The sequence below is a fragment of the Rhizorhapis sp. SPR117 genome, assembly GCF_021742065.1.
The window spans coordinates 1-23,754 of the sequence record NZ_JAKKIE010000053.1 but is presented as its reverse complement, the minus strand read 5'-3'; the positions used below and the strand labels follow the sequence as shown (position 1 = coordinate 23,754).

The window sequence follows — 23,754 nt, the reverse complement described above, 5'->3', positions numbered from 1 at the left end:
CCGGTACACTTTTACTCCGAAATGAACGGACCCCAAAAGACCCGTCAGTGGTACATTTTTACTCCGCCGTTTATACCCTGCAATCCGGCAATGGATGAGCAAAGCACCACGCCGCCGCGCTTTCGCGCAACCATTTCGCGCGCAAAGTGGTGCGTTAGAACCGTGGGCGCAACACAGTTGACCTGGATGTTTTCCAGATGGCTATCGACGCCTTCCGCAAGGAACTCGCCGCCATTTTCGGCGGCGCAATTGTAGATGAGAAATCCGATCTCGCGTCCGGCGAGCAATGCAAGAATCTGGTCGAGCACATCAGCCTGCGCCAGGTCGGCCGGAATTGCGAGTGTTTCGACACCATGATAGGTAGCGATTCTGGAGGCTGCAGCTTCCAGTTTTTCGGCGTTTCTAGCCACTAGCGCGACGTTCATGCGTCGCCTGGCAAGGCCCCGGGCAAGCGCCTCACCCAGACCTTCCGAGCCCCCCACAACAAGTGCCCATTGTCCATAATGGTCGCGGTAATCCGGGAAGTCTGACATTGGCTAGTCCTTTAGTGTGAGAATTTGGGTAACATTCGCGCGATGTCGGCGCGATATGTAACGGATGCCATTAGATAGAGCAACGTTCCGAGAAGAGCGAGCGACGGCACCACCAGCATCGCGTAGCGCAGCCCCTGGTCGCCCAGTGAACCGCTAAGTGCGTCACTCGTCATGCCGACGAGCAGCGGTCCAAACCCGCCGAAGCAGGCATTGACCAACAATAAGGTTGCCGAAGTCCGTGCTCGCGCACTGACCGGAACCAAACGATAGAGCGCCAGAACGGTGAGGGGAATATAGCTGCTGATGCCAGCCGCTCCTATTCCCAGCAGCACCACCGCGACAATCGCATTGTCAACCAAGTAAGCCGCGACAAGTACCGGAACGCTCATCATCATGACCCCCGCCAAGATCCTCAGCGTCCAGCGGGCATCCTTGCGCGCGGCCACATCTGCGATCCAGCCCGCCGCAAGCACGATCGGAATGCCACCCAACCCGGTAACAAGGCCGAGCTGTATGCCTGCTTGGGCCACTGAAAGCCCGTGTGCCCGCATCAGGAACGCCGGATTGAAGGCCACGTTCGCGTAGATGCCTGTACTGATCATCGAGGCTGCCAGCACGATCAAAGCCCCGCTTCGCGTCCTGAAAAGGTCGGTCCACCGCCCCGACTGTTGTTCGACCAAACCACCAACATGTGCTCGGCGCGCATACTTGCCGAGAACAATAGCCGCGATCGGGGTCAGCACGATACCGACCAAGCCCATCAACGCGAATGTGGCCCGCCAACCCAGTTCAGAGCCAACATAGGCGCCGATTATGAGCCCGAGCATAACGCCTACCGGTCCGCTGAGCGCCCATGTCGACATTGCCCTGGCCCGTAAATGCGGCGGAAAGCTGTGCGAAATGAAAGCATGGGTCGCCGGCGAGGCCCCGGCTTCCCCGAGCGCGACGCCTACCCGTGTGATGCCGAATTGCCAACCGGTGCGCGTTATGCTGGCCAAGGCCGTCATACAGCTCCACACGCCGAGCGAAATAGTTATGACGGATACGTACTTGCCACGGTCGGCAAGCTTGGAGATCGGGATGGCTGCGATTCCGTAGACGAGCAGGAAGCCATAGCCGTTTATGATACCAAGCGCCGTGTCAGACAGCCCAAGATCTTTACGGATCGGTTCGGCCAGTGTGCCCGGCAACAGCCGGTCAAGGGTGTTGAGGACGGCGATAAGGACAAGAAAAAAAACCAGCCCCCACGGAGCACGGCCTGTGTCGCCCAGCGCTTCGTCAACGACATGGCCCGGAGGAGGAGTCCGCGCGCTCTTTGGTGTCATCTTGATCACTCCGTAGAGGAACGGGGGTTAATGCCGGGTCGGCGCTTGCGGGTCAGGAACGAAACAACTCTTGCAAAGGCCGGGTAGCTGGCCGGGAATGGATCAGGATGCGGCGAAGCGAGCTGGCGCAATCAGTTCGCGACGACTGCAGGCTGGAGACAGACTTCTCGAAGCAGCGCGAGATCGACCTTGAGCGACGGCGTACGGGGCAGCGCGTCAAGCCTTTCAATCCTGATCGGAATCGATTGGGCAGGCAGCTTTTCGCGGAGCATGTTCATCAGTTCGTCGGTTTCGGGAGCGGGCATACCGTCGATAAGTTCTATCGCCGCCAGTGGAATTTGGCCCAGGCGACTATCTTTGCCGCCAAAGGCGGCCGCATCACACATGGCAGGGTGGGCGCGCAGCGCCGTGGCGATCGCTTCGGGATGGATCTTGAATCCTCCGCGGTTGATGGCCCCGTCCATTCGACCGTAAATATAGACAAAGCCGTCCTTGTCGATCGAAGCGAGATCGTTGGTCGCGATCCAATCGTCGCCCATCGTGGGTACGAGTGCTTCCAGGCGACCCTTTTCATTGGGTCCGAGGACGGTCTCGTTTTCCGGGTCGGTGATGCGTGCAGACAGACCTGGCAGAACACATCCCGAGCTGCCGGGCTTCACTTTCCCGTCGTGGTTGCGCAGGGCTTCGGACCAACTGACAAGACTGCCGCCGAATTCGGTGGCGCCGTATCCCCAATGGAGCGGTACGCCGTATCGGTCTTCAAAGCGCTGTTGCAACTCCTCCTCCAATTCACCAGAACCGCCATATACCGCCTTCAGGCTTGACAGGGATTCCCTGGGAATGTCGCGTTCAAGGATCATGCGTACCATTGCCGGGAATATATCTTCGTGACGCTGCGGCTGTTGGTAAGTAGACTAGAAACCGCAATCACATTGCCCATCCGATTGCGAGCAACGGCTCCAACTGCTACGTCAGTCGGCAAGCCCGCGGATTGAAGCATCTGTTCGATCGCATCAGCGTGCGCCGCCAGCTCGCCAGTCTTCCGCCGCTGCCCCTTGAATTCGGCAGTTTCCAGCCAGAGATCGCGGCGTAAATAGTCCTCGATGGCCGAGGCCAACTGGTGTTTTTCCCTCACGCCGCATCCTCGCAGTTATACATTTTGAACGAATATTAGTTAACTAAACTGGCGCGTCAACATGCATTTTTCGTTCCGACCGGCACTGCGCGGTGGGGACCTTCCAACCGTATGCGTTCGCGAATTAGTGGACGCAAGATAGCCGCGCAGCACTTGTCGTCGCCCAAATCATTGCCATTCGGCCGGGGAAATGAACCAACGGGGCAGGGTGGCCGTAGCAATATGCCAAGCAACCCCGCCTGTCTGTATCAAAGGTGATTACGATTCCCGCAAGATCTTGCCGACGACTTCGACGGATTCATCGTTGGGGAGCGCAAGGGCGAGTGTGTCGAGGCCCGAGGCCTCCCAATCCTTCCACTTTTGCCGGATACGAGATTCGGAACCGATGAGAGCGATGCGATCAACATATTCGTCTGGTACCGCTTGCGCCGCCTCTTCCTTGTGACCGGCGAGGAATAGCTCCTGTACGCGCTCGGCCGCTTCGCCGAAGCCTGCGTCTACCATCTTGTCCTTGTGGTAGTTCTTCGATTTGGCGCCCATGCCCCCGACATACAGCGCGACCGGTTCCTTGGCAGCCTTCATCGCTGATGCCACGTCTTCGGAAATGAACGTATCGACGATCGCCGCGATCTGGAAATCCTTGAGCGTCCGTTTGTCGGCGCGACGCGCGAACCCTTCCTCGAGATAAGGTTTGAAACGTTCGAGAGCGTTTGGGTGCCAACTCATCGATACCCAGCCGTCGGCAATTTCCGCAGTGAGCTTTATGTTTTCCTTGGTCGATGTGCCCAGCATGATCGGAATGTCCGGGTTGCCATGAAGGATGCTCTTCAGGGGCTTGCCCAATCCCGTGGCGCCCGGCCCGTTGTAAGGCAAGGATATCTCGTTGCCATCGTGCGTGACGGACCCTTCGCGCCCCAGAATTTTTCGGACGATCTCAACCGTATCTCGAATACGGTTCGCCGGCTTGCCCCACGGCTGCCCGTACCAGCCCTCTACGATTTGGGGACCAGACACGCCAAGGCCGAGAATCATCCGGCCTTTGCCGGACATGCCGTCGATCGTTTGGGCACACATCGCGAGATTGGATGGGGTGCGCGCGGCAAGCTGGCACACCCCGGTCGCGAGTTTGATTTTTTTGGTTAGGGCTCCGATATGAGCCAAGGGCGTCATATCGTCTGACCCGTAGCTCTCGGCGGTCCAGACCGAATCGAACCCGAGTTCCTCGGCGCGTTGAATCCTTCGGATCGGCAAAGCCATTTGCGCGCCCGAATACCCTATGAAAAGCCCGACTTTCATCGATTCTCCTTGATGCCGCTACTGCCGCGACGCTTCATCTGTACCGACCTCAGAGCGTGATTTCAATCAGGCTCAGGCAATTTTTTTTAACGAACATTAGATAAAATTGTAATGCAGAGGGGTTGTCATACAATCGCCTTGCGATAAGAGAATATATGGTTTGCTTTGGCGGTCGGAGAACGTTGCGATGACGATATATGCAGTTTTGGGTGGCACGGGCGATCTCGGCGGTGCCTTGGTTCGGCGGCTTTCGGCAATCGGTCGTGAAGTCTGGATCGGTTCGCGCGATCCCGCGAAGGCTGCCGCAGCAGCGGCTTTGTTGTCCGAGGAGTTTCCTGATGCCAAAGTGGGTGGTCTCGGTCTTGCGGAGGCGGCAGCGGCCGCTGACATCTGCTTTGTTACCGTACCGTATGCCGCGCATGCCGACACGCTGGCGCAAGTTCGCGATGCTGTTCAGGGCAAGATCGTGGTCGATGCTACGGTGCCTCTCAAGCCGCCCGCAGTAGGCAGGGTGCAATTGCCGGCATCCGGATCGGCCGTGGTCGATGGTGCCGCGATCCTTGGCGAGGGTGTACGAGTCGTTTCGGCGTTACAGAATGTCGGCGCCGAGAAGTTGGCCAGGGGTGGCGATATCAACGCCGACGTGCTAATCGCGGGCGATGACGCTGAAGCCGTGGAGGTTGTCCGCGCGTTGCTTGCGGAAATCGGCCTGCGCGGCTGGCATGTTGGGCCGCTGGCCAACTCTGCCGCCGCCGAAGCGATGACTTCAGTCCTGATTCAGCTCAATCGACGCTACAAGCTGGGCCAGGCTGGGATTGTCGTTACCGGCAAGTTCGAGGCTCCGAAGACCTGAAGCTGTACGCGTCACTTTTCTGGCGGCGTCATGTCGGGGGGCTAAATTGTTGCGGTGATGATGATCGGTCTCATGCCGCTGCCTTTTTTGGGATTTGTTATATGAGTGATCTTGCCCCTGTCGATCGCGACCTTATCGAATGTTTGCTGGCTGGGTCTGCTGAGGAGCTCGGTAGGACAGCGTCGGCGATGCGCGATGCGAGCGGAAAACGCTTGCTGACATATTCGCGTAAGGTCTTTCTGCCATTGACCCAGCTTTGCCGGGACGTTTGCGCATATTGTACATTCGCCAAGGCTCCTAGCCGCCTTGTGTCTGCTTACATGCCGGTTGAAGAAGTGCTCGGGATTGCGCGCCAGGGCGCGGCCCAGGGATGCAAGGAAGCCTTGCTGACGCTGGGAGACAAGCCCGAACTGCGCTATGCCGCAGCGCGCAAGGAGCTTGATGCTCTCGGGTTTGCCTCGACAATCGACTTCGTAGAGCATGTTGCCGGCCGGATAGTGACGGAAACAGGGCTTCTTCCGCACATCAACGCAGGGGTTCTAACCGCAGACGACTATGCGCGCTTGCGCCCGGTATCCGCCTCGATGGGCTTAATGCTGGAAAGCACGTCCGAGCGGCTTTGCCAAAAGGGCCAGCCGCATCACGGCTCGCCGGACAAGCTTCCGCAAGTGCGCCTGGCATCAATCGCCGCAGCTGGCGAAGCGCGCGTACCGTTTACCACCGGGATCCTGATAGGCATCGGGGAAACGCGGCTTGAGCGGCTGGAGGCGTTGTTTGCAATTCGTGACCTTCATAGACGTTACGGCCACATTCAGGAAGTGATCATCCAGAATTTTCGCGCCAAGGCAGGGACGCGCATGGCGAATGCGAGCGAGCCTTCGGCCGACGAATTGCTATGGACGATTGCCGCAGCACGTCTCGTACTGGGAAGCGAAGTCGGCGTCCAGGCGCCGCCCAACCTCAATGCGGGGCAAACTGCCGGAATGATTGCTGCAGGTCTTGATGATTGGGGCGGTATCTCACCGGTCACTATCGATCACGTCAATCCGGAGGCACCATGGCCCGAGATTGATAGCCTTGCCGAAGAATGTATGACAGCGGGGCGGGTATTGACCGAACGACTGACGATCTATCCCCGCTATGCCGCAAATCCCTCAATCTGGCTCGATCCGAAGATGCGCGGACCGGTGCTCAGACTCTCCGATGGCGAAAGCTTGGGACGGGAGGGGGGATGGAGCCCCGGGGAGACCCGCCCGGTTCCCGGTTCTCCTCGCGCTCCGTTGGGGGGGCAGACGCCCGCTATCCTGGCCTCTATGCAAGTCGACCGGGCGATCGCGCGAGCTGTTTCCGGTCAGACATTGTCCGAACCAGAGGTTGTCAGCATGCTTGTCGCTCGCGGTCCCGATGCGGCCGCAGTCGTGGAGGCGGCCGATGAGGTGCGAAAGCGCGTGTGCGGTGACGTGGTCACTTATGTGGTCAATCGGAATATCAACTATACCAATATCTGCACATTCAGCTGCAGCTTCTGCGCTTTCTCCAAGACTTCGACCAAGGCAGGGACAAGAGACAAGCCGTATAATCTGCCCACCGAGGAAATTGCCGAACGCGTCCGGGAGGCATGGGCTAAGGGCGCGACCGAAGTCTGTCTGCAAGGCGGCATTCATCCGCGGTATAACGGCGACACCTATGTCGATATTTTGCGCGCCGTGAAATCGGCGCAGCCAGAGATGCACGTCCATGCCTTTTCTCCTCTGGAAGTGTGGCAGGGCGCACAGACTTTGGGCGTGCCGCTCGCTGACTATCTTGCACGCTTGAAGGATGAAGGCCTGGGGTCCTTGCCGGGAACTGCTGCGGAAATTCTTGACGACGAGGTGCGAGCACTGATTTGCCCGGATAAGGTCAATACTGAAGAATGGCTTGAGGTCATGCGGACCGCGCACAAGACTGGGCTGCGGACCACGTCGACGATAATGTTCGGCCATCTTGAAGCCCCCGTTCATCAGGCCAGGCACATCCTGAGGATCCGCGACCTGCAGCTCGACACGGGCGGTTTCACGGAATTCGTTCCCTTGCCCTTCGTGCACATGCAATCGCCGGTATTCATGCGGGGACAGGCACGAATGGGCCCGACATGGCGCGAAACCGTGTTGATGCATGCGGTCGGTCGATTGGCGCTTAACGGTGCGATCTCGTCGATCCAAGCGTCGTGGGTTAAACTGGGCATCGACGGAGCTGCGGCTTGTCTGGCGGCAGGGGTCAATGACCTCGGCGGCGTGTTGATGAACGAATCGATCAGCCGGGCAGCGGGCGCTGGGCACGGGCAGGAGCTATCGGTCGATGATCTTGGCGCCGCTGCTGCTGCGGCCGGACGGCCCTTGCGTCGCCGCACGACGCTTTACGGAGACCCAACAAAAGTAATGGCAGAAGCCTGAGGCGGTCTGTTGCCGCTCCAGGAGTTCGCAAGGGAGTTTTGGCTTCGGCATGTCCGTCGTAAGCATGGTTTGGAGCCCGCCAAGCTTGTCGATGCATTAGGGCACAATAATATCATCCGTCACGAGATCGTCAGACCGAACGCACCTTTCCGCTGGATTTGCGAGCATTTTTTCTACCTCGCTGAAGGCGGCTTTGATTTCTGGTTCAGTCCGATCGAATATGGTCCTATCTATCTCAACGTAGTCGATCAGTTCTTTGCGGGAATTTCGAGCCGCCACGTAGAGCGCTTCCGAACCTTTTGCCAAGGCTGACGCATCCTTCCAATTGACCCTGACGGCGTCGGCGGCGGATACCCGGCGGCGCCCCTCGTATCTCTGCTTCGATCCGATAAAGCTTGCGACCGATCAGGCGGCCTGCGCTTCCAAGAAGCGGCCGTATGGATACTGCCCGCTGATCGTCGTCCTGCGCATTGAACGAACCTCATCGACCGGGCAACCGGTCACGCTGTGAAGCATGCGCCAGTTATCCCACAGGATCATCTCGTTCTTGTCGGACCAGCGATGCTGATAGAAGGGTTGCGATTCGATATGTTGCATGAGCCGCACAAGAAGCTCGTCGCTTTCGGCCGCCGAATACCCCAGGACGAATTTGGCGAAATGGGGCGAGACGTTCAATACGCGCCGTCCGGTTTCCGGTTGCTCGAACACGGCTGGATGAACGACAGGAGGATAGTCCTTATCCACCCGCGCAAGCATGGATGCGGCGTTTGCGCTGCTTCTGACCAGTTTGGCGTCCAGGAGCTTACGCACGAATAGCGACTCTTCCACACCCTCCATCTGGTAGACAATTTCCATGTCCTGCACGAGCTGCTTCAGATCATCCGGAAGCGTGTCGTAGGCGCTGATCTGGTCCAGGAAGCGGGTCTCGCCGCCCCAACTTGTCGCTTTGGTCACCCGCAGGATGCCGCCGTGATTGCGGTTCGGGATATACATCGTATCGGCATGCCACGGTATCCAGCCTGCGAACTTCTCACCGCCCAGGGCAACGATGTTACCCGCTTCAGGCTTTGAGGTGACGGCGACCAGGTCCGGCCGGCCGTCCATCCAGTATTCCGGAATGGGGTGCGGCTCCAAAGTGCCAAAGCATCGGCTCAGCGCAACCTGAAACTCGGGGGAAGGATCGGCGTCGCGGAACACTATGAGGCCGCGATCGATCCAGAGCTTGTTCAACTCTTCAACAATCTCAGGTTTCCCGATATCTTTCGGCATCAGGCCTGTAACGATGGATCCAAAGGAAAGCTCTTCCGAAAGCTTCGAGACTTCGTAGGGCATGTTCTCTCCAGTAAAGCCTGAATTTGTAATTATTGTGTCTTGAACAGGATAACACATAGCTTCGCGAGATCAAAACGCCTCAGGCCCGGGCGCGCTGAGGCTGCCTCACGCAAGAAGTTTGCAAGCAGCTGAAAAATGGGAACATTGCCGTCGTCGCCAAGGGGACGAGCTGTTCACCAGATCGGGCGTTGCATGAGCGCACGGCGGCGGCGGCGAAGCACATCCTGACGTTCTTCCAAACTGATCGCTGGCGTTTCGGGCGGCAGATGTCGACGTACGTCCGATACCTTGATCTTCGTAACCGAAGGAACAGGGCAACTGTCCGCCTCGAACCACCGGCCCTGGATCATGCCGATCGGGTAATAGGCCGTATCCAGCCAGTTCGGAATGCCGGGGTCCTTTGCCGAGATGACCATTCGAAGCTTGCCGTCGGCGTCGACCGGCGCCTGGGCGTGGTTCAGATGACTTTGATGGTTCAACCACTCTTTCGTTTCGTACACGGCGTTGATCAGCCAGAATACCCAGTAGCCGCACGTTTTTGGAACGTCTGTCTCGAATATCAAGGCCTCGTCTTCGGCGAGCTCGTAACTACCTTCGAGATAGAAATTCCCCTCCCCGCGTGGCACCAACAGGTTCACCGCTCTGATCTGATTGATCCAACCCTGGCTGCGATACGTCTCGAATACGCGGGAATATCGCGTAGCCTGGCTAGGGATGACTACGGACAGATTGCCGAGCCGCGTTTCGCCGACGGTGGGAGCGGGACGGCGGTGGCCGATTGGCCGGTCGACACGCTCGATAACCAGGGTCGGATCGACTTCATTGTACCAGTCTGCCGAAATAAGCCGAACGAGCAAGCAATTGCACCTGGGGTCAAGTTGCCACCAGTCTCCTTCGTAGTCTTGCGGGTTTGCCGGGCTTACGAGCAGATCATAGCGGTCGTCGGCGTCGACGCTGATCGTCGACATGTCGAGTTCGGGTCCGCTCGTCACATTACCATAAGTGGCATCTTCTATGGTCCTGTCAGCCGGCGGAATTTGCTGCGTGATGAGGAACCTGTGCAAGGAACCGCGGCGGCCGGTGATCCGATAGGTCCCCCCCGGCCCGATCATGGCCGTACGGTAGGTGGCGTCGGGATTGGGTTGGCCGGTTCGCATCAAGATATTGAGGGTGGGCACGAACATGGGCGCGTCGGGGTCGCGAGCGAGAAGCTCCAGATTCTTTCTCGCTATCAGCGACAGGACAAGCGCGGCGGTTTCCTGCTGGACGAGCGGATCACTCTGGAAATCGTCCGGCATGAGCGCGAGGGCTTTGTCCGGCAGCAGCCGCAGTGCATCCACATAGCTATCCCACCCGGAAACAACCGAGGCAGGCCGATCCGCTCCTTTGGAATCCTCAGACATATTTCTTCCTTTATCGGATAAACGTCGGTCGCTTGCTGTGCCAGCCAACGCTCAAATCGCACGCCACCCCGCAAATTGCAGGTCACATCTTCTCGCCCAGGACCGGTTCTTTGCGAACCGAATAGCGGTCATAATAGAACTGGAAGCGCTCGCGAACCGCCCCGACATCGAGATCGAAATCGCCGATCGGGTCGTAAACCAGCTTTCCTTGCACACCGCGCGGATGGGACTTGATGTATCCTTCAATATCCGCGAGCCCCTCCCGGGCGAGAGGCAGATCAGCCTTGTCGTAAACCTGCTGCAAAATGTGCATCGGATTGGCCATATATTCGTGGAACAGGACGTCGGTCGATCGCTCCGGCGGGAGCAGGTCGCGCTGGGCGATCATCGCGCGCAGCGCCCGTTCGACACGGTCGGTCCAGAACTCGCGCACCGTCGCGACGTCGACCCGGGTCCGGCGCAGGCGGTCGGCATAGCCCGTCATGGTCATGATCGATTGTAATATCGCGATCGGATCGCGGTGCAGCAATACAAACGACCCATCGGGGAACACTCGGTTGAGTGCACCGAGATTTTCAAGGTGGGTCGGCGACTTGGTCACCCACCGGTTAGGACCGCGCAGCCAGGTCATCGCCTTCATCGCCTGTTTGGCAAAGGCGTGGCGTGGCGTCTGGTCCTCGGTAAAAAGCCGGTCCTGCCACGCGCGCGAATAGGTTTTGAACTCAGGATAGAAGTCGCCGAAGTCCATCCCGAGCAACTCCGCGTCCTCGTGAACGTAATCAGGCCCCATGTCGTGCATCAGCGACGAATAAGGCTGCATTCTCGCCATGATGCCAAACATACCCTCCTCGCATCGCTGACGGCGCAGATCCTTGCCTGTCGCTGCCTCCGCGGGCCAAGGGAACGGCTCAAGCGCCTCCCATAGCGGCATCGAACGCAACCGGCGGTCTGCGGCAAGGACATTCACCGTATTCGAGGTTCCCGAGCGCGGCATTCCCGCCACGATTATCGGGCGATCGATCACGACATCGTCGATCTCGGGATGGCGTTTATAGAGGTCGATCAAGCTCAGTCGATTGGCCGCATACCTGACCTCCTGGCGCCATGAAATCATGCGGCCGTATAAGGAGAGGGTGGATACATTGTCGTACTCGGCCAGAATGAAGGCCAGGCGCTCGCGAAAATCATCCGGGCCGAAATCGGACAATCCGGTCAGCCGCCTGGCCTCTGCAAGTACGCTCTCGACCGTCATTTCGACCGCAGGAATCCCGGCTATGAATGCCTTCTCCTCGTCGGTCAGTCGAGGGTGGCGCAATTCCGGTATCCGCACGACATTATCTTTAACTTCCGCGCGCATTTCAAAACATCCTATCGTTATCTTGTTATGCTTACCTCGGCGCGACCGATCAGGCTATGTCCCGCCTCTGCAAACTGAACTGGGGCGGACGGCCGATCGTAAGAACGAGCATGGCGGCCACGGCGAGCGCGACTGCGATGACCTGCAGCACCTTGTCGTACGATCCAAGTGCGTCGTAAACAGCTCCACCGATAACCGACGCGAAGGCATAACCGACCGCGTACAACGCCATGTAAATGCTGAAGGCCGATCCGAAGTTCTTGGGTCCGAAATATTTCGCCGTCATATAGGCAATGATATCACCTTCCGATCCCATGGAGAATCCCACCAGCATGGGCACAACCAGCGCAATCCATGGCGAACCGGGGCCCTTGAGAAGCAGCACGCAAGCCAAAATCGGCAGCATGGTGACTGCGGCGGCGACATGCCGGGCAGATACCCGGTCCACGATATAGCCACCGAGCAGACGGCCAATTATCAGGGCTATACCCATTGTAGAGGCATATTGGGCGGCGGCAACGGCGTCGAGGCCGGCTCCGACGTATATCGGCTGCAAATGGACGAACAACGTGCCCAACGCGCCATATTGCAGGACGACCACCAAGGCGATCACCCAGAAGCAATAGCTTGTGAAAATCTCGCGAACTTCCATGCCAGGCAATTCGACCGAGGCTTCAGCGTCTTCAGCGCCACTTGCCGCCGGTCGAAACAACAGAAGAACCAACGGGTACACCGCCAGGAATGCAAACCCCGCGACCGCCGGAAACACCGCTCGCCAGCTGAACCAGTCCAGCATGGCGACGGAGATCAGGGGGGTTAGGAAGTGGGCCAGTCCCACGCCGCTCATGGCGAACGCGAACGCCGTTCCCCGGTTCGCCTCGAAGCAGCGGCTGAGGCCGATGGTCCACACCAGCGGACCGACAAATGGCGTCAGGGCGCCGATTGCTGCCCAACTGGCAAACCAGCCGACCTGGCCGGGACCAGCCATCCCCAGAGATGCGACCGCCATGGCATAGAGCGGGATCGATATGCGCACGATTCTTCGCGGCCCCAGCCGGTCTATCAGCATTCCCGAAAAGGGTCCCATCAGCAGAGGGATAGCGGCAGCAATCATGGGACCTGCGGTTATGGCCGTTCGGCTCCAGCCCATCTCTTGCTCGATCGTCGTCAGCGAAGTGCTGAGCCCGCCGGCAAAGGCCGCTGACAGCATGATGCCCAAAGAGCTCATCAGGACGAGCGGCCATCCGCGAGCCCATTCACTCCGCTCCACTGTCAGGCGCACCAGATCCTGCCTCCCATGTTATTATTATGCTCCGTTCGCAGCTTGATATCGCGTCCAAACGGAATTACCATACCTAATATTCGGTAGGTTTGAAAAACAAACTCTAATCAGGGACAGGGTCTACCGGACCGATGTCGACGTAAACAACACCGGCGTGAAGGCGGCCGTTGACGGTAAGCCATATGGCCTTCTGGATGGGCGGATAGCGCTGTCAAACACTCCGCTCAACGGCGGCGGCGTCGAGGCGCAGATTGCACTGGTCGGCAACAATCTTACGAACAAGAAGTATTTCTTTAGTGGCACAGATTTTGGGCAATTCGGCACCGTGAACTGGGGTCTGCGTCGAACGGTTAGTGTCGAGGCGAGCATCGAGTTTTAAGAGCTGCAAACTGCTTGAGAGTTCGCAAAATACCAGGCTGTATGATCGGACACTCGATGTGGGCGTTGCTTGAGGCCACGCCTTGCTTGATGAGGGCGGCGACGGATGTGTTGAAATGACCTTGCCCGACCAACCGGAATGCTTGACCTCGTCGAGCTTGGGAAAGCATTCCGGTTGGTCGGGCAAGTCGATAATCTATCCGCTGATTCAGAGGGGAAATTTCCGGCTTCTACAAGCCGTCCGTCTTTGCGTGGCAGTCATATTTAACCACTGCAGTTTCCCTCGATGCACAGTCAAATAAATAGGGAGTGATTGTGTTCAAGCGCAAATATTATGCGGTGCGATCCATGGATTCGAGGCGACGGATCGCGTCACGATAGATGGTGGCGGTTGCCTTCACCGCGAATGCCGGCTTTCGCGCAACTACCGGCAGCGCAGCGAGCGCTCGCACGCTCGGACCGGAGAGTGGCAGTTCTCGGGGCGTACCTACGATGAAATTGACCTCACCCTCGGCATGCCAGGCTTCCTTATATTGCCATTCCATCCTGAACAGCGTGGCATAGTCTGCATCGACCGTTCCATCGGGTCCCGCAACATACTTCCATCCGAAACTATAAGGATTTGCGGCGGCCTGGATTTTGGCGAGGGTTGAGTCTGAACATTTCTTCGTCAACCGGACGTGCCCATCAAGGAACTTGTTGCCGTACTCGTTAGCGGAAAAGCCGATGCGGTCGCCTTCCTCGGTCAGTTGCGGGATTTCGGCATACAGCTTGGGAAAGCCCAGGAACTCGCGGCCGGATAGCATCGAAGGTACTTCGTTGACCCAGATGACCACCGGATATGGCGCTACGATAACCTCGCCGGCATGCTCATAACGAGCCGTGACGCCAATCACGAATTCTTCGTAGCCTCGGCCGCCCATGTAGTCGCAGCCACGGTAACGCAAGCGGTTGACGGCGACGGAGTTGTCGCCAGAGTAGGCCAGATGCCGCGGAAGCAAGTTCTCAATGGCTTCCTGCGTCGTTTCGAAGACCGTGGTGTAGGCATGTACGCTATCTACATGGGACACGGCCGGGTAGATCGACTCTTCGAAGGCAGGCATATCGTATTTCTTGCCAGGTTTAAGTGTCAGCATATCCTCTCCTCTCGATTTCATCTTTCCGGCCAGGAGTCATCCGGCTTGCGCTTAGTGCGCGCAGGCGCATCCGATGCCCCGCGCACGCGGTCACACCTGTCCGATCGCGTGAGCGGCGCTTTCAACTTGGGCATCTTCATTGTTACCGCCATTCGCAGCCCCCATCCCACGATGCGCGATTACGTCCCGGATATGTTCAACGTGAAGACGGCTTGATCCGGCGGCAGCGTCCGGATTCTTCGCCGCCACGTCGTCCATTATCTGGCGATAGTCGGCCAATCTGATCCCGCGTAGTCGCGGTGTCTGGTGCTGGGCATAGATGATGTGCATGCTCACGGCCGGAAACAGGCGCAGCAGTTCGCGATTGCCGCCGATCATCAGCAGCGTGCGGTAGAAGTTGCGGCGTGCCTTGCTGAACGCCCCGCTCTCCTCGCTATTATCCGCCAGTTCCAGGGTGATCATGGCATCGTCAAGCGCAGCTTTATGCTGGCCGGGATCGAAGCGCAGAGCCGCTGTGCGCGCGACCAGTTCGCTCAGTACGCTGGCGACGTCCAGGACCTCCATTGTTTCTTCATAGTCGAGCTGCCTGATCGTGGGCGAGCGATGACGGCTCAGATCGACGACGCCGCGGCCCGCGAGCTTCTGAATCGCCTCGCGCACGGCATTGCGGCCCACTCCGTAGCGGCTGGCGAGGTCGGTCTCAGCGAGCCTCTGGCCGGGAACCATACGGCCCCGCTCAAGGGCATCCATCACGCCTCTGTAAACGCGGCTCGACGATCCGCCGTTACAATCCAGCCCTGATGTCAGATCGTCCATTGCATGTGTATGCATGCGCACAACTCGCGAAGCAAGCTTGATTGTTCCACAAGATTGGCCCATGATCGGTTCCGACAAGGAGAGGTAATGCCCAGCTGGAATTGGCAACTGGAAGGCAAAGTTGCTTTGGTCACCGGGGCCTCGCAAGGCCTCGGCGCCCATTTTTCTATGGTCCTTGCCCAAGCTGGAGCGGAAGTTATCCTTGCTTCCCGGCGTGAGGCTGCACTCAGCGAAGTCGCACAATCGATCCGCGTGGCTGGCGGCAGATGCCAGACGCTCACGCTCGACGTGAGCGCGGAGGCCAGCATCGAAGCGGCAACTGCGACGCTGGGCAGAGTCGACATCCTGGTCAACAATGCCGGTATTGTGCACGAGGCGGCGCTGCTCGATCAGAGCGAGGCGGACTGGGACTCGGTTCTTGATACCAATCTGAAGGGCATGTTCCTGATGACCCGGGCCGTAGCGCGGGCCATGAAGAAACGCGGGGCCGGTGGTTCGATCATCAATGTGGCATCCGTGCTCGGGCTTCGTCAGGCCGGCGCCGTGCTGCCCTATTCGGTATCCAAGGCCGGAGCCATCCAGATGACCAAGGCGTCCGCCCTGGAACTGGCCCGGTATGGAATCAGGGTGAATGCTCTGGCGCCGGGCTATGTCGCAACGGATCTGAATATGGCATTCTGGGAAAGCGATGCGGGCAAGGCGATGATCCGCCGTATTCCCCAGCGTCGCCTTGGGCAACTGACAGATTTGGACGGCCCGTTGCTGCTTCTCGCATCCGATCGCTCCTCATACATGACCGGATCGGTTATCGAAATCGATGGCGGTCATCTCGTCAGCTCATTGTGAATAGGAAGCCACTGTCGACATGACTGCCCGCGCCAATGACATTGCCGAAAAGGTCGAGTGCTTCGTCCGGGATGAAATCATCCCTTATGAGCGCGATCCCCGTAGCAAGGTCGGGCACGGTCCAAGCGATGAACTGGTATACGAAATGCGGGACAAAGCGAGCGCGGCAGGTGTGCTGACGCCGCACATCCTGGACGATGGCAGTCATCTAACTCAACGCGAAACCGCGATTGTCCTGATCAGGACGGGCCTGTCGCCACTGGGCCCGCTCGCCTGCAACACCATGTCGCCTGATGAAGGCAACATGTTCCTCCTTGGCCGCATAGGAACACCCGAGCAGAAGTCGCGCTTCCTGGCGCCCCTGGTGGCTGGCGAGGCCCGCTCGGCCTTCTTCATGACCGAGCCGGCGGTCGACGGCGGTGCCGGTTCGGACCCTTCAATGCTGATGACGGAATGCCGCCCCGAGGGCAATCAGTGGCTGATCAACGGGCGCAAGGCCTTCATCACCGGAGCTGACGGCGCGAGTGTCGGCATCGTGATGGCAAAATCCGATGACGGCGCCTGCATGTTCGTGGTCGATCTGCCCGATCCTGCTATCCGTATCGAACGCGTCCTCGATACGATCGACGGCGCAATGCCCGGCGGTCACTCGGTGATCACCATCGACAATCTCCGCGTGCCGGCGGACCAGATGCTTGGCGCGAGTGGGGAAGGCTTCCTGCACGCACAGATCCGTCTCTCCCCGGCGCGGCTATCACACTGCATGCGCTGGCTTGGGACCTGCATGCGCGCGCAAGAGATCGCGACCGACTACGTGTGCCGCCGCCAGGCCTTCGGCAAGCCGCTGATCGAACATGAAGGCGTGGGCTTCATGCTCGCGGAAAACAAGATCGCGCTCAAGCAGTGCGAACTGATGATCGACTGGGCTGCATCGGTACTCGATACCGGTTCGCTCGGCACCATCGAGACTTCGATGGCCAAGGTCGCCGTCTCGGAACAGTTAATGCGTGTTGCCGACAACTGCGTGCAGGTCATGGGCGGAACCGGGGTGAGTGGTGACACCATCGTAGAGCAGGTGTTCCGCGAAATTCGGGCGTTTCGCATCTATGACGGCCCGACCGAGGTCCACAAGTGGTCGCTGGCCAAGAAGATAAAGCGCGACTGGCGGGAGTTGCAATCCCAGTGACCGGATCCGTGTCCGACCATCATGGCGCGATCCATGCGCGGCAGGGCTTCAGCCTCGACGAAGCCGCATTGCGGACGTGGATGCAAACGAATGTCCCGGATTTCACGGGGCCACCGAGCGTCGAGCAGTTCAGCGGCGGCCAGTCCAATCCCACCTACAAGCTGGTCACTCCCGACAAGGCATATGTCCTGCGCCGCAAACCGCTGGGACCGCTTCTGAAAGGTGCTCACGCGATTGAACGCGAAGTGCGAGTGATGCGTGCGCTTGGGCAGACCGGCTTTCCGGTACCGCGCATCCACGCATTGTGCGATGATGAGAGCATCATCGGCACGAGCTTCTACGTCATGGACATGGTCGAGGGCCGCATCTTCTGGGAAGCGGCAATACCCCAGGTATCGAACCAGGAACGAGCGGCGATGTTCGACGCGATGAACGCGACAATCGCGCGGCTCCACACGGTTGACTACGAAGCCGCCGGCCTCGGCGACTTCGGGCGGCAGGGAAACTTTTTCGAGCGCCAGATCCATCGCTGGTCGCAGCAATACCTGGGAGACACCGACGCTGGCCGCGATGCCAACATGGATCGCCTCATCGACTGGCTGAAAGAACACATTCCCGCAGATGACGACCTCACCGGCATCACTCATGGCGATTTCCGCATCGACAACATGATTTTCCACCCGGACGAGCCCCGGATTGTGGCGGTGATCGACTGGGAGCTTTCCACTCTCGGCCACCCTGGCGCGGATTTCGCTTATCACGCGATGATGTACCGATTGCCACCGCACATCATAGCTGGTCTTGGAGGCATGGACATCAGCGCGCTGAATATTCCAAGCGAAGAAGATTACGTGAGCGCCTACTGCGCCCGCACCGGCCGTTCCTCGATTCCGCACTACGAGTTCTACATGGCGTTCGCCTTCTTCCGGCTGGCGGCCATTTTCCACGGTATCAAAGGGCGGGTCATTCGCGGCAACGCATCCTCGGCACAAGCGCGCGAGCGCGTCAGGGTTCTGCCGGAACTTTCTGCGCTTGCCTGGAAGCAGACGAACGGGAGGGCCATATGAGCCTGAAGGTTCGCCTGAAGGGTCTTTGCGCCGAGCCCTCATCACCTGGCTGGAGTGCCAAACCATGCTGACACAAGCCAATAACGATCTGCTCACCCGCGTGGAGGGCGACGCACCGATGGGCCGATTGATCCGCAAATGGGCATGGCTCCCCTTCACGCTACCCTCGCAGCTCAAGCCGTACGGCGCGCCTTTGAAGGTGCGCCTGCTAGGCAACGACTATGTCGCCTGGCGCGCGCCCGACGGCACTATCGGGTTCATAGACCAGGCCTGCCCGCATCGCCGCGTTTCGATGGCGCTGGCGCGCAACGAGGGCTGTGCGCTGCGCTGTATCTTCCATGGCTGGGCCGTTGACGTGTCCGGCAGGGTGGTCGAAACGCCGAGCCACGCCGGCGATCAGGCAACCTTCGCGGCGAGCGTCAAGGTGCGCAGTTATCCGACGTTCGAAGGCGGGGATATGGTCTGGGTCTATCTGGGCGAAGGCGAACCACCGGAACGACCCAACCTTCCCATTCTCAACTTCCCGGAAGGTCATGTCTGGACGTGCCTGACCAAGGCGGACTGCAACTGGTTCCAGGGTGTGGAGGGATCGCTCGACACGGCCCATCTCACTTCGCTTCACACCAGCTGGATTCCCGGACTGTCGCCTCGCGGAAAAGATGGTGATAAGCCGACGGATCAGGGCAGTCCCATCATGAACGCCCGGCCGCCGGTCTATGAGATCAGGCGAACGCCCTGGGGCCTCACCGCGGCAGCCCTTCGCGCTACCAGCAAGGGCAAGACGCACCTTCGCGCATCTCAATTCGTTGCGCCGTTCATCACCATGATCCCTGCCTACCCTTATGGCACAGGCAGTTTCTTTGCGATGGTTCCGATCGATGATACGCATCACCTGCTGTTCATCGGCTATTTTGCAGAGAACAGCCTTGTCGATGAGAACTGGCCGCCGATCCAGATGGGGATCGCGAATGGCCGATGTGTCAAAGAGAACTTCGCGCCGCTGGCTGGCGGCCCGGAAGTCAACTACGGGCAGAACCGCGTAGCGATGGCGAATGGACACTTTTCGGGATTTCCAAACAATCTCGTCGAGGAAGACATCGTTGTACAGGCAAGCATGGGCGCCATCACCGATCGGACGAAGGAAAACCTGTCCTCCAGCGATGTCGCTCTTGTCCAGACGCGCATGCTGATGCTGCGCGCGCTCAAGAACGATGCGGAAGGCAAGAAGCCGCTGGCGCAGCACGAGAGACCGTACAATTATCGGGAGGTTCTGCCGGTTGACGCCATGGTCTTGCCGGACGATGATTGGGAACAGCTGCTCACGCGAGAGCGGACATCCGTCGCCGCTTGATCGGCGGCGTCGAACGAAGGAACCTGAATTGGAATTCTCTACAATCCTCTTCGAGAAGGGGGCGGACGGGGTGGCGACGATCATGCTTAATCGTCCCGACCGGATGAACGCCTTCAACCAGACCATGCTCGACGAGATGCAAGCGGCCTGGAAGACGGTGCGCGAAGACGTGGAAATCAGGGCCGTGGTGCTGCGAGCCGCAGAAGGACGCGCCTTTTGCACCGGCGTCGACGTGATTGAAATTTTCGACACCTACCGGCAGGAGCCGTTCCGCGAGCTGGATCCGGGACAGGTGCTCGGCCCCAAGTCCAATCTGGTGTGGAAGCCGATCGTCGTCGCGATCCACGGCATGTGCGCAGGCGGCGGCTTCTACTTTATCAACGAGGCGGACATCATCATCTGTTCGGATGACGCGCAGTTCTTCGATCCGCATGTCAGCTACGGGCTCGTGCCAGCGTGCGAGCCAGTGGGGGTTTCGCATCGCATGCCCTATGGCGAAATAATGCGCATGATCCTGCTGGGCAACGACGAGCGGATCGGTGCTGAAACGGCGCTGCGCATCAATCTCGTCAGCGAGATCACCACGCACGATCGCTTGTGGGAGCGCGCCCACAGCCTCGCCGCGGCCATCGCGCGCAAGCCCGCCACCGCCACGCAGGGAGCCGTCAAGGCCATGTGGGAATCGCTCGATCTTCCCCACACTGCGGCCGTGCGGGGCGCGTACAAATACATTCAGGTCGGCAATCCGGTGGCTGAACTCGATCGCAGCCAGGTTGCAAGGACAAAGGCGGAAATCCGCTGACCCCTTGCGCATTTACCAGAGAGCCGGCGGCAAGATACCGGAGTGATCATGGCCCCAACTGATCCCGTTACGCCCGATGAATATGTCCGCAAAATCGGAGCGTTCCTGACCGATCCGCCGGATATCGACTTCATCGACTTCGAACGACAGTGGTGGTCGGCGGGCACCATCGCCCAAACGGGACGAAAGCTCGAGCGCCTTTTGCAGGACGCAGGTATCGATAAGTCTTGCGCCATCGGTATCATTTTGCGCAATCATCCGGGGAGCGCGGCCGCACTTATCGGACTGATCGGATCGGAGCGTTGTGCAACAGCGCTATCGGCCATGCAGCCGCCGCAGATGAGGGCAGAAGACGTCGAGACGCTGAACCTGGCCGCCATCGTAGCCCTGGAAAGTGACTGGACGAACGATTTCAGGCAGCAGCTGTCGTCGTGCAGGTTGGCAATCGCCATCTCGGATGAAACGCTTGAGCCCTATGTGCTCGCCGCCCCCGATCGTCCGGTCGTGGAGCCACGGTGCCATGGCGAGCTGACGCTCGAACTGCTGACCAGCGGCACGACCGGCCCCCCCAAGCGCGTGCAACTTGGCAAGGCCGCGCTCGTGGGCGGGCGCGATATGCTCATTTCCCCAGATCCAGCGATCGTGGGCAATCAGGTAGAAATCCAGCATGTGCATCTCAGCACCCTGGGCGGCGCCCTGCCCGTACTATTTTTAGCGGGCTATGGCATCCAGATCTGCCTGCTTGAGAAGTTCACGGTCGACGCTTGGGTGGACGCGGTGCAGCGGCACGGCACCGAAGTCGTAACCTTCACGCCCACGGTGCTGCGTTCGCTGTGGACCGCCGACATACCGCCTGCCACGTTAAGTTCGATCAAATATGTGTACGGCGGTGCGGGCGCGCTGGAGCCGGAAGAGATCGAGCGTTTCGAGCGCAAGTACGATCTGCAGATCGGCTGGGGCTACGGCGCGACCGAATTCGCCACGACACTGGCCACCTGGACGCGGCAGCTGAAAGAGAAGTGGGGCGATAGCAAGCGCGGCAGCTGCGGAATTCCCACTAGTAACGTCAAGGTGCGCATTACTGATCCGAAGACAGGCGAAGTGCTGGAGAGCGGGCAGCAAGGCCGGGTCGAGGCGCTGGTGCCCGCGATTTCAGACGATTGGCTCAAGACCAACGATTTGGCCTGGATGGATAGCGACAATTTCGTTTATCTGCTTGGAAGGCTTGACGGCGCGATCAACCGGGGCGGCTTCAAGGTATTGCCTGAGGTTGTAGCCAATGCGATCCGGCGGCACGAAGCCGTCGCCGAAGCTGCCGTGTTCGGCATGCCTGATCCACGCCTTGGCGAAGTGCCGGTCGCCGCAGTAGAACTGAAGGCAGGAGCGAAGCCCATCTCGGGTGAAGGGCTTCGCGATTTCGTGCGCCAGCATCTTCCGGCGCCTTCAGTGCCGGCGGATGTGCGCATCTTCGCGTCCTTGCCCCGCACCGTGACCCTCAAGGTCGATTTGCCTCAGGTCCGGGCGCTCTGGCCGGAAACTCGCTGATGTTCCGGGCGGACAGCTCCGCTGTCGACCAAGGGTGCGGAGCACATCCTCGCTTCTGAGCCGTCGGGAGACTGGCGGGGCAAGGCATTCCCAGCTCACCTTGTCGATGATCGACAGGATGCGGCCTTGTGGCGATCGTGCACTCCGCGTGAGTTGTAGGGACTGGTGCTGATCGCGCTAATCCCGGCCCGCTGTGCATTATTCGGACAACGCTGAGGGATCCCGGGCCCGCGGGGCATGAGTCCAGATGGAGCGGCTGGAACTCGATCGGTTAATTTGCCGGTCGAAATCGAGGCGTTGCCCGATTACATCAGTGCCAAATATTTTAAACTATGGATTGGCGCTGCCTTGCGCGTGAGGTTTGCACCGTGTATCTACTGACGCATAGATAAGCTGACGCGTAAAATAAGAACAAAAAATTCGCAGGGACGAATGTGACCTTGGGAGGGGTGTCTTTGGGATCCTCAATTCAGATCCGGTATATGATGTGATCGATGGAGATCGAGTTCTCCGCGAGCATAGAAGCTTCCACAGCGGCATAGCTTGTGCTGATGCTGTACTACCGAAAAATGCCCCAATTTTGAACCTTGCAACAGCCGACCGCCTGAATATGGTTGCTTCGGTGTCTAACTATAATGGAGTCATCTGAAGCGACGGGCGGATAACAATAAAAGAATAATATAAAACTGTAAAATCGACCTAAAGGGAGAGGAATATGAATAATTCACCGCTTTTTTCGTGCGTTCACCGCCTCTGTACAGTTTCGACTTTTGCACTGATCGCCCAATTCGGCGCGCCCGCGATCGCGCAGACCGAGCCTCAGCCTGGCGCGGTGGTGCCTGGCAGCGCAGACATTATCGTGACAGCCCGCCGCCGCGAAGAGAATCTGCAGGACGTGCCGGTTTCAATCGTCGCCTTCAGCCAGGAGGGGATAAGGCAGAACAATGTGGCCAGTGCCGCCGATCTGGGCCGCGTGGCCCCTGGCTTGGTCGCCTATACTGGTAACTCCGTGTCGTCCACCCAGAACAGCTTCGCGATCCGCGGTCGCGGCCTGCTTTTCGGCGCCGCCGCGGGCAGCGTCGAGACCTATTTCGCCGAAGTTCCGCTCAGCGCGAACTACAGTTCGCCCGAACTGCCGGCGCAGTTCTTCGACCTGGCGTCGGTGCAGGTGCTGAAGGGCCCACAGGGCACGCTGTTCGGTCGCTCCACTACTGGCGGCGCCGTGCTGGTCCAGCCCGCCGCACCTACCAATGACTGGGAGGGCTATGGCCGGGTCCAGCTCGGTAACTATAACAATGTTCAGGTCGAGGGCGCGCTCAATATTCCGGTGATAGACGACGTGCTGGCCATCCGCCTGGCCGGTCAGCACTGGAAACGCGACGGTTATGTGACGAATGAGTCGACCCTGCCGGCCGACGTGCAGGCACGGTTGGCGACCGATCCCGCCTATGTCCAGCGCCTCGCCGGCTTCGGCACGACTTTCGCCAATGGGCAGGTGCGTGACCTACTTGGCCGCCTGGTGATCGATAACGGCACCATTATCGAGTCGACGACCGGGCGACCGATCGAACGGACCGCATATAACAACAAACAAACGACCGATTGTTGATTACCGCTGAGAGTTGACCCGGGAGGGATATAAATTTCCGTCGAGAACTGACCCATGTTTGAACCACCTC

At 59.2% G+C, this 23,754-nt stretch carries 23 protein-coding genes; 11 read left to right on the top strand and 12 right to left on the bottom strand.

The features are described 5' to 3' along the window. Positions 1-44: 44 nt before the first annotated feature. The 5 genes from L3X40_RS16965 to L3X40_RS16945 form a co-directional block, all read right to left on the bottom strand. Entirely contained in the window at positions 45-533 is a 489-nt protein-coding gene (locus L3X40_RS16965) for an SDR family NAD(P)-dependent oxidoreductase (protein ID WP_237366661.1), read from the bottom strand. Positions 534-544: 11 nt separating this feature from the next. Beyond that, complete coding sequence (locus L3X40_RS16960) at positions 545-1,858, bottom strand: spinster family MFS transporter (RefSeq protein WP_237366660.1); 1,314 nt, start codon at positions 1,856-1,858, stop codon at positions 545-547. 131 nt (positions 1,859-1,989) lie between these two features. Further along, entirely contained in the window at positions 1,990-2,718 is a 729-nt protein-coding gene (locus tag L3X40_RS16955; RefSeq protein WP_237366659.1) for a class I adenylate-forming enzyme family protein, read from the bottom strand. After that, on the bottom strand, positions 2,715-2,993 hold the full coding sequence (locus L3X40_RS16950; RefSeq protein WP_237366658.1) for a hypothetical protein: 279 nt from the start codon (positions 2,991-2,993) through the stop codon (positions 2,715-2,717). Before L3X40_RS16950 ends, L3X40_RS16955 begins: the two co-directional genes overlap by 4 nt. Before the next feature lie 258 nt (positions 2,994-3,251). Further along, entirely contained in the window at positions 3,252-4,289 is a 1,038-nt protein-coding gene (locus tag L3X40_RS16945) for an LLM class F420-dependent oxidoreductase (protein ID WP_237366657.1), read from the bottom strand. Positions 4,290-4,476: 187 nt separating this feature from the next. Between L3X40_RS16945 and npdG the strand changes: the two genes are divergently transcribed. From npdG to L3X40_RS16930, 3 genes are all read left to right on the top strand, one after another. Beyond that, positions 4,477-5,142 (top strand): NADPH-dependent F420 reductase, encoded by a 666-nt coding sequence (npdG, locus tag L3X40_RS16940; protein WP_237366656.1) that lies wholly within the window; start codon positions 4,477-4,479, stop codon positions 5,140-5,142. Positions 5,143-5,243: 101 nt separating this feature from the next. After that, positions 5,244-7,574 carry a 5-amino-6-(D-ribitylamino)uracil--L-tyrosine 4-hydroxyphenyl transferase CofH gene (gene cofH / locus L3X40_RS16935; protein ID WP_237366655.1) on the top strand — a complete coding sequence of 777 codons (2,331 nt, stop codon included), beginning with the start codon at positions 5,244-5,246 and terminating at the stop codon, positions 7,572-7,574. A 9-nt stretch (positions 7,575-7,583) separates the two neighbouring features. Continuing rightward, a complete protein-coding gene (locus tag L3X40_RS16930) occupies positions 7,584-7,886 on the top strand; it encodes a hypothetical protein (RefSeq protein ID WP_237366654.1) in 303 nt (100 codons plus the stop codon). Positions 7,887-7,979: 93 nt separating this feature from the next. On the opposite strand, the gene L3X40_RS16925 is transcribed toward L3X40_RS16930, so the two are convergent. The 4 genes from L3X40_RS16925 to L3X40_RS16910 form a co-directional block, all read right to left on the bottom strand. Continuing rightward, positions 7,980-8,906 (bottom strand): TauD/TfdA dioxygenase family protein, encoded by a 927-nt coding sequence (locus L3X40_RS16925; protein WP_237366653.1) that lies wholly within the window; start codon positions 8,904-8,906, stop codon positions 7,980-7,982. 173 nt (positions 8,907-9,079) lie between these two features. After that, the gene (locus L3X40_RS16920; protein WP_237366652.1) at positions 9,080-10,309 is read right to left on the bottom strand and encodes a hypothetical protein; all 1,230 of its coding nucleotides are present in this window, start codon (positions 10,307-10,309) and stop codon (positions 9,080-9,082) included. An 82-nt stretch (positions 10,310-10,391) separates the two neighbouring features. Continuing rightward, entirely contained in the window at positions 10,392-11,666 is a 1,275-nt protein-coding gene (locus tag L3X40_RS16915) for a sulfotransferase family protein (protein ID WP_237366651.1), read from the bottom strand. A gap of 49 nt (positions 11,667-11,715) precedes the next feature. Further along, entirely contained in the window at positions 11,716-12,948 is a 1,233-nt protein-coding gene (locus L3X40_RS16910; RefSeq protein WP_237366650.1) for an MFS transporter, read from the bottom strand. A gap of 154 nt (positions 12,949-13,102) precedes the next feature. Between L3X40_RS16910 and L3X40_RS16905 the strand changes: the two genes are divergently transcribed. Next, positions 13,103-13,327: a hypothetical protein gene (locus tag L3X40_RS16905; RefSeq protein WP_237366649.1), complete on the top strand. Its 225-nt coding sequence runs from the start codon at positions 13,103-13,105 to the stop codon at positions 13,325-13,327. 331 nt (positions 13,328-13,658) lie between these two features. On the opposite strand, the gene L3X40_RS16900 is transcribed toward L3X40_RS16905, so the two are convergent. Both L3X40_RS16900 and L3X40_RS16895 read right to left on the bottom strand, forming a co-directional pair. Then, entirely contained in the window at positions 13,659-14,462 is an 804-nt protein-coding gene (locus L3X40_RS16900) for an acetoacetate decarboxylase family protein (protein WP_237366648.1), read from the bottom strand. Positions 14,463-14,552: 90 nt separating this feature from the next. Then, a complete protein-coding gene (locus L3X40_RS16895) occupies positions 14,553-15,278 on the bottom strand; it encodes a GntR family transcriptional regulator (protein WP_237366647.1) in 726 nt (241 codons plus the stop codon). Positions 15,279-15,365: 87 nt separating this feature from the next. Here L3X40_RS16895 and L3X40_RS16890 point away from each other — a divergent pair, with 87 nt between their 5' ends. From L3X40_RS16890 to L3X40_RS16870, 5 genes are all read left to right on the top strand, one after another. Continuing rightward, a complete protein-coding gene (locus L3X40_RS16890; RefSeq protein WP_237366646.1) occupies positions 15,366-16,124 on the top strand; it encodes an SDR family NAD(P)-dependent oxidoreductase in 759 nt (252 codons plus the stop codon). 19 nt (positions 16,125-16,143) lie between these two features. After that, positions 16,144-17,310, top strand: coding sequence for an acyl-CoA dehydrogenase family protein (locus L3X40_RS16885; protein WP_237366645.1), 1,167 nt, complete (start codon positions 16,144-16,146; stop codon positions 17,308-17,310). Continuing rightward, positions 17,307-18,377, top strand: coding sequence for a phosphotransferase (locus tag L3X40_RS16880; protein WP_237366644.1), 1,071 nt, complete (start codon positions 17,307-17,309; stop codon positions 18,375-18,377). The genes L3X40_RS16885 and L3X40_RS16880 overlap by 4 nt, the downstream gene beginning before the upstream one ends. Before the next feature lie 64 nt (positions 18,378-18,441). Then, positions 18,442-19,728 carry a Rieske 2Fe-2S domain-containing protein gene (locus L3X40_RS16875; RefSeq protein WP_237366643.1) on the top strand — a complete coding sequence of 429 codons (1,287 nt, stop codon included), beginning with the start codon at positions 18,442-18,444 and terminating at the stop codon, positions 19,726-19,728. 70 nt (positions 19,729-19,798) lie between these two features. Beyond that, positions 19,799-20,530, top strand: a complete 732-nt coding sequence (locus L3X40_RS16870; protein ID WP_237366642.1) for an enoyl-CoA hydratase/isomerase family protein — start codon at positions 19,799-19,801, stop codon at positions 20,528-20,530. Positions 20,531-20,542: 12 nt separating this feature from the next. Here L3X40_RS16870 and L3X40_RS16865 read toward each other — a convergent pair whose 3' ends face one another. Beyond that, positions 20,543-20,788, bottom strand: a complete 246-nt coding sequence (locus tag L3X40_RS16865) for a hypothetical protein (RefSeq protein WP_237366663.1) — start codon at positions 20,786-20,788, stop codon at positions 20,543-20,545. On the opposite strand from L3X40_RS16865, the gene L3X40_RS16860 reads away from it, so the two are divergent. Continuing rightward, entirely contained in the window at positions 20,699-22,075 is a 1,377-nt protein-coding gene (locus tag L3X40_RS16860) for a class I adenylate-forming enzyme family protein (RefSeq protein WP_237366662.1), read from the top strand. The genes L3X40_RS16865 and L3X40_RS16860 overlap by 90 nt on opposite strands. Positions 22,076-22,790: 715 nt before the next feature. Beyond that, complete coding sequence (locus L3X40_RS16855) at positions 22,791-23,684, top strand: TonB-dependent receptor plug domain-containing protein (protein ID WP_237366641.1); 894 nt, start codon at positions 22,791-22,793, stop codon at positions 23,682-23,684. Positions 23,685-23,754: the final 70 nt, after the last annotated feature.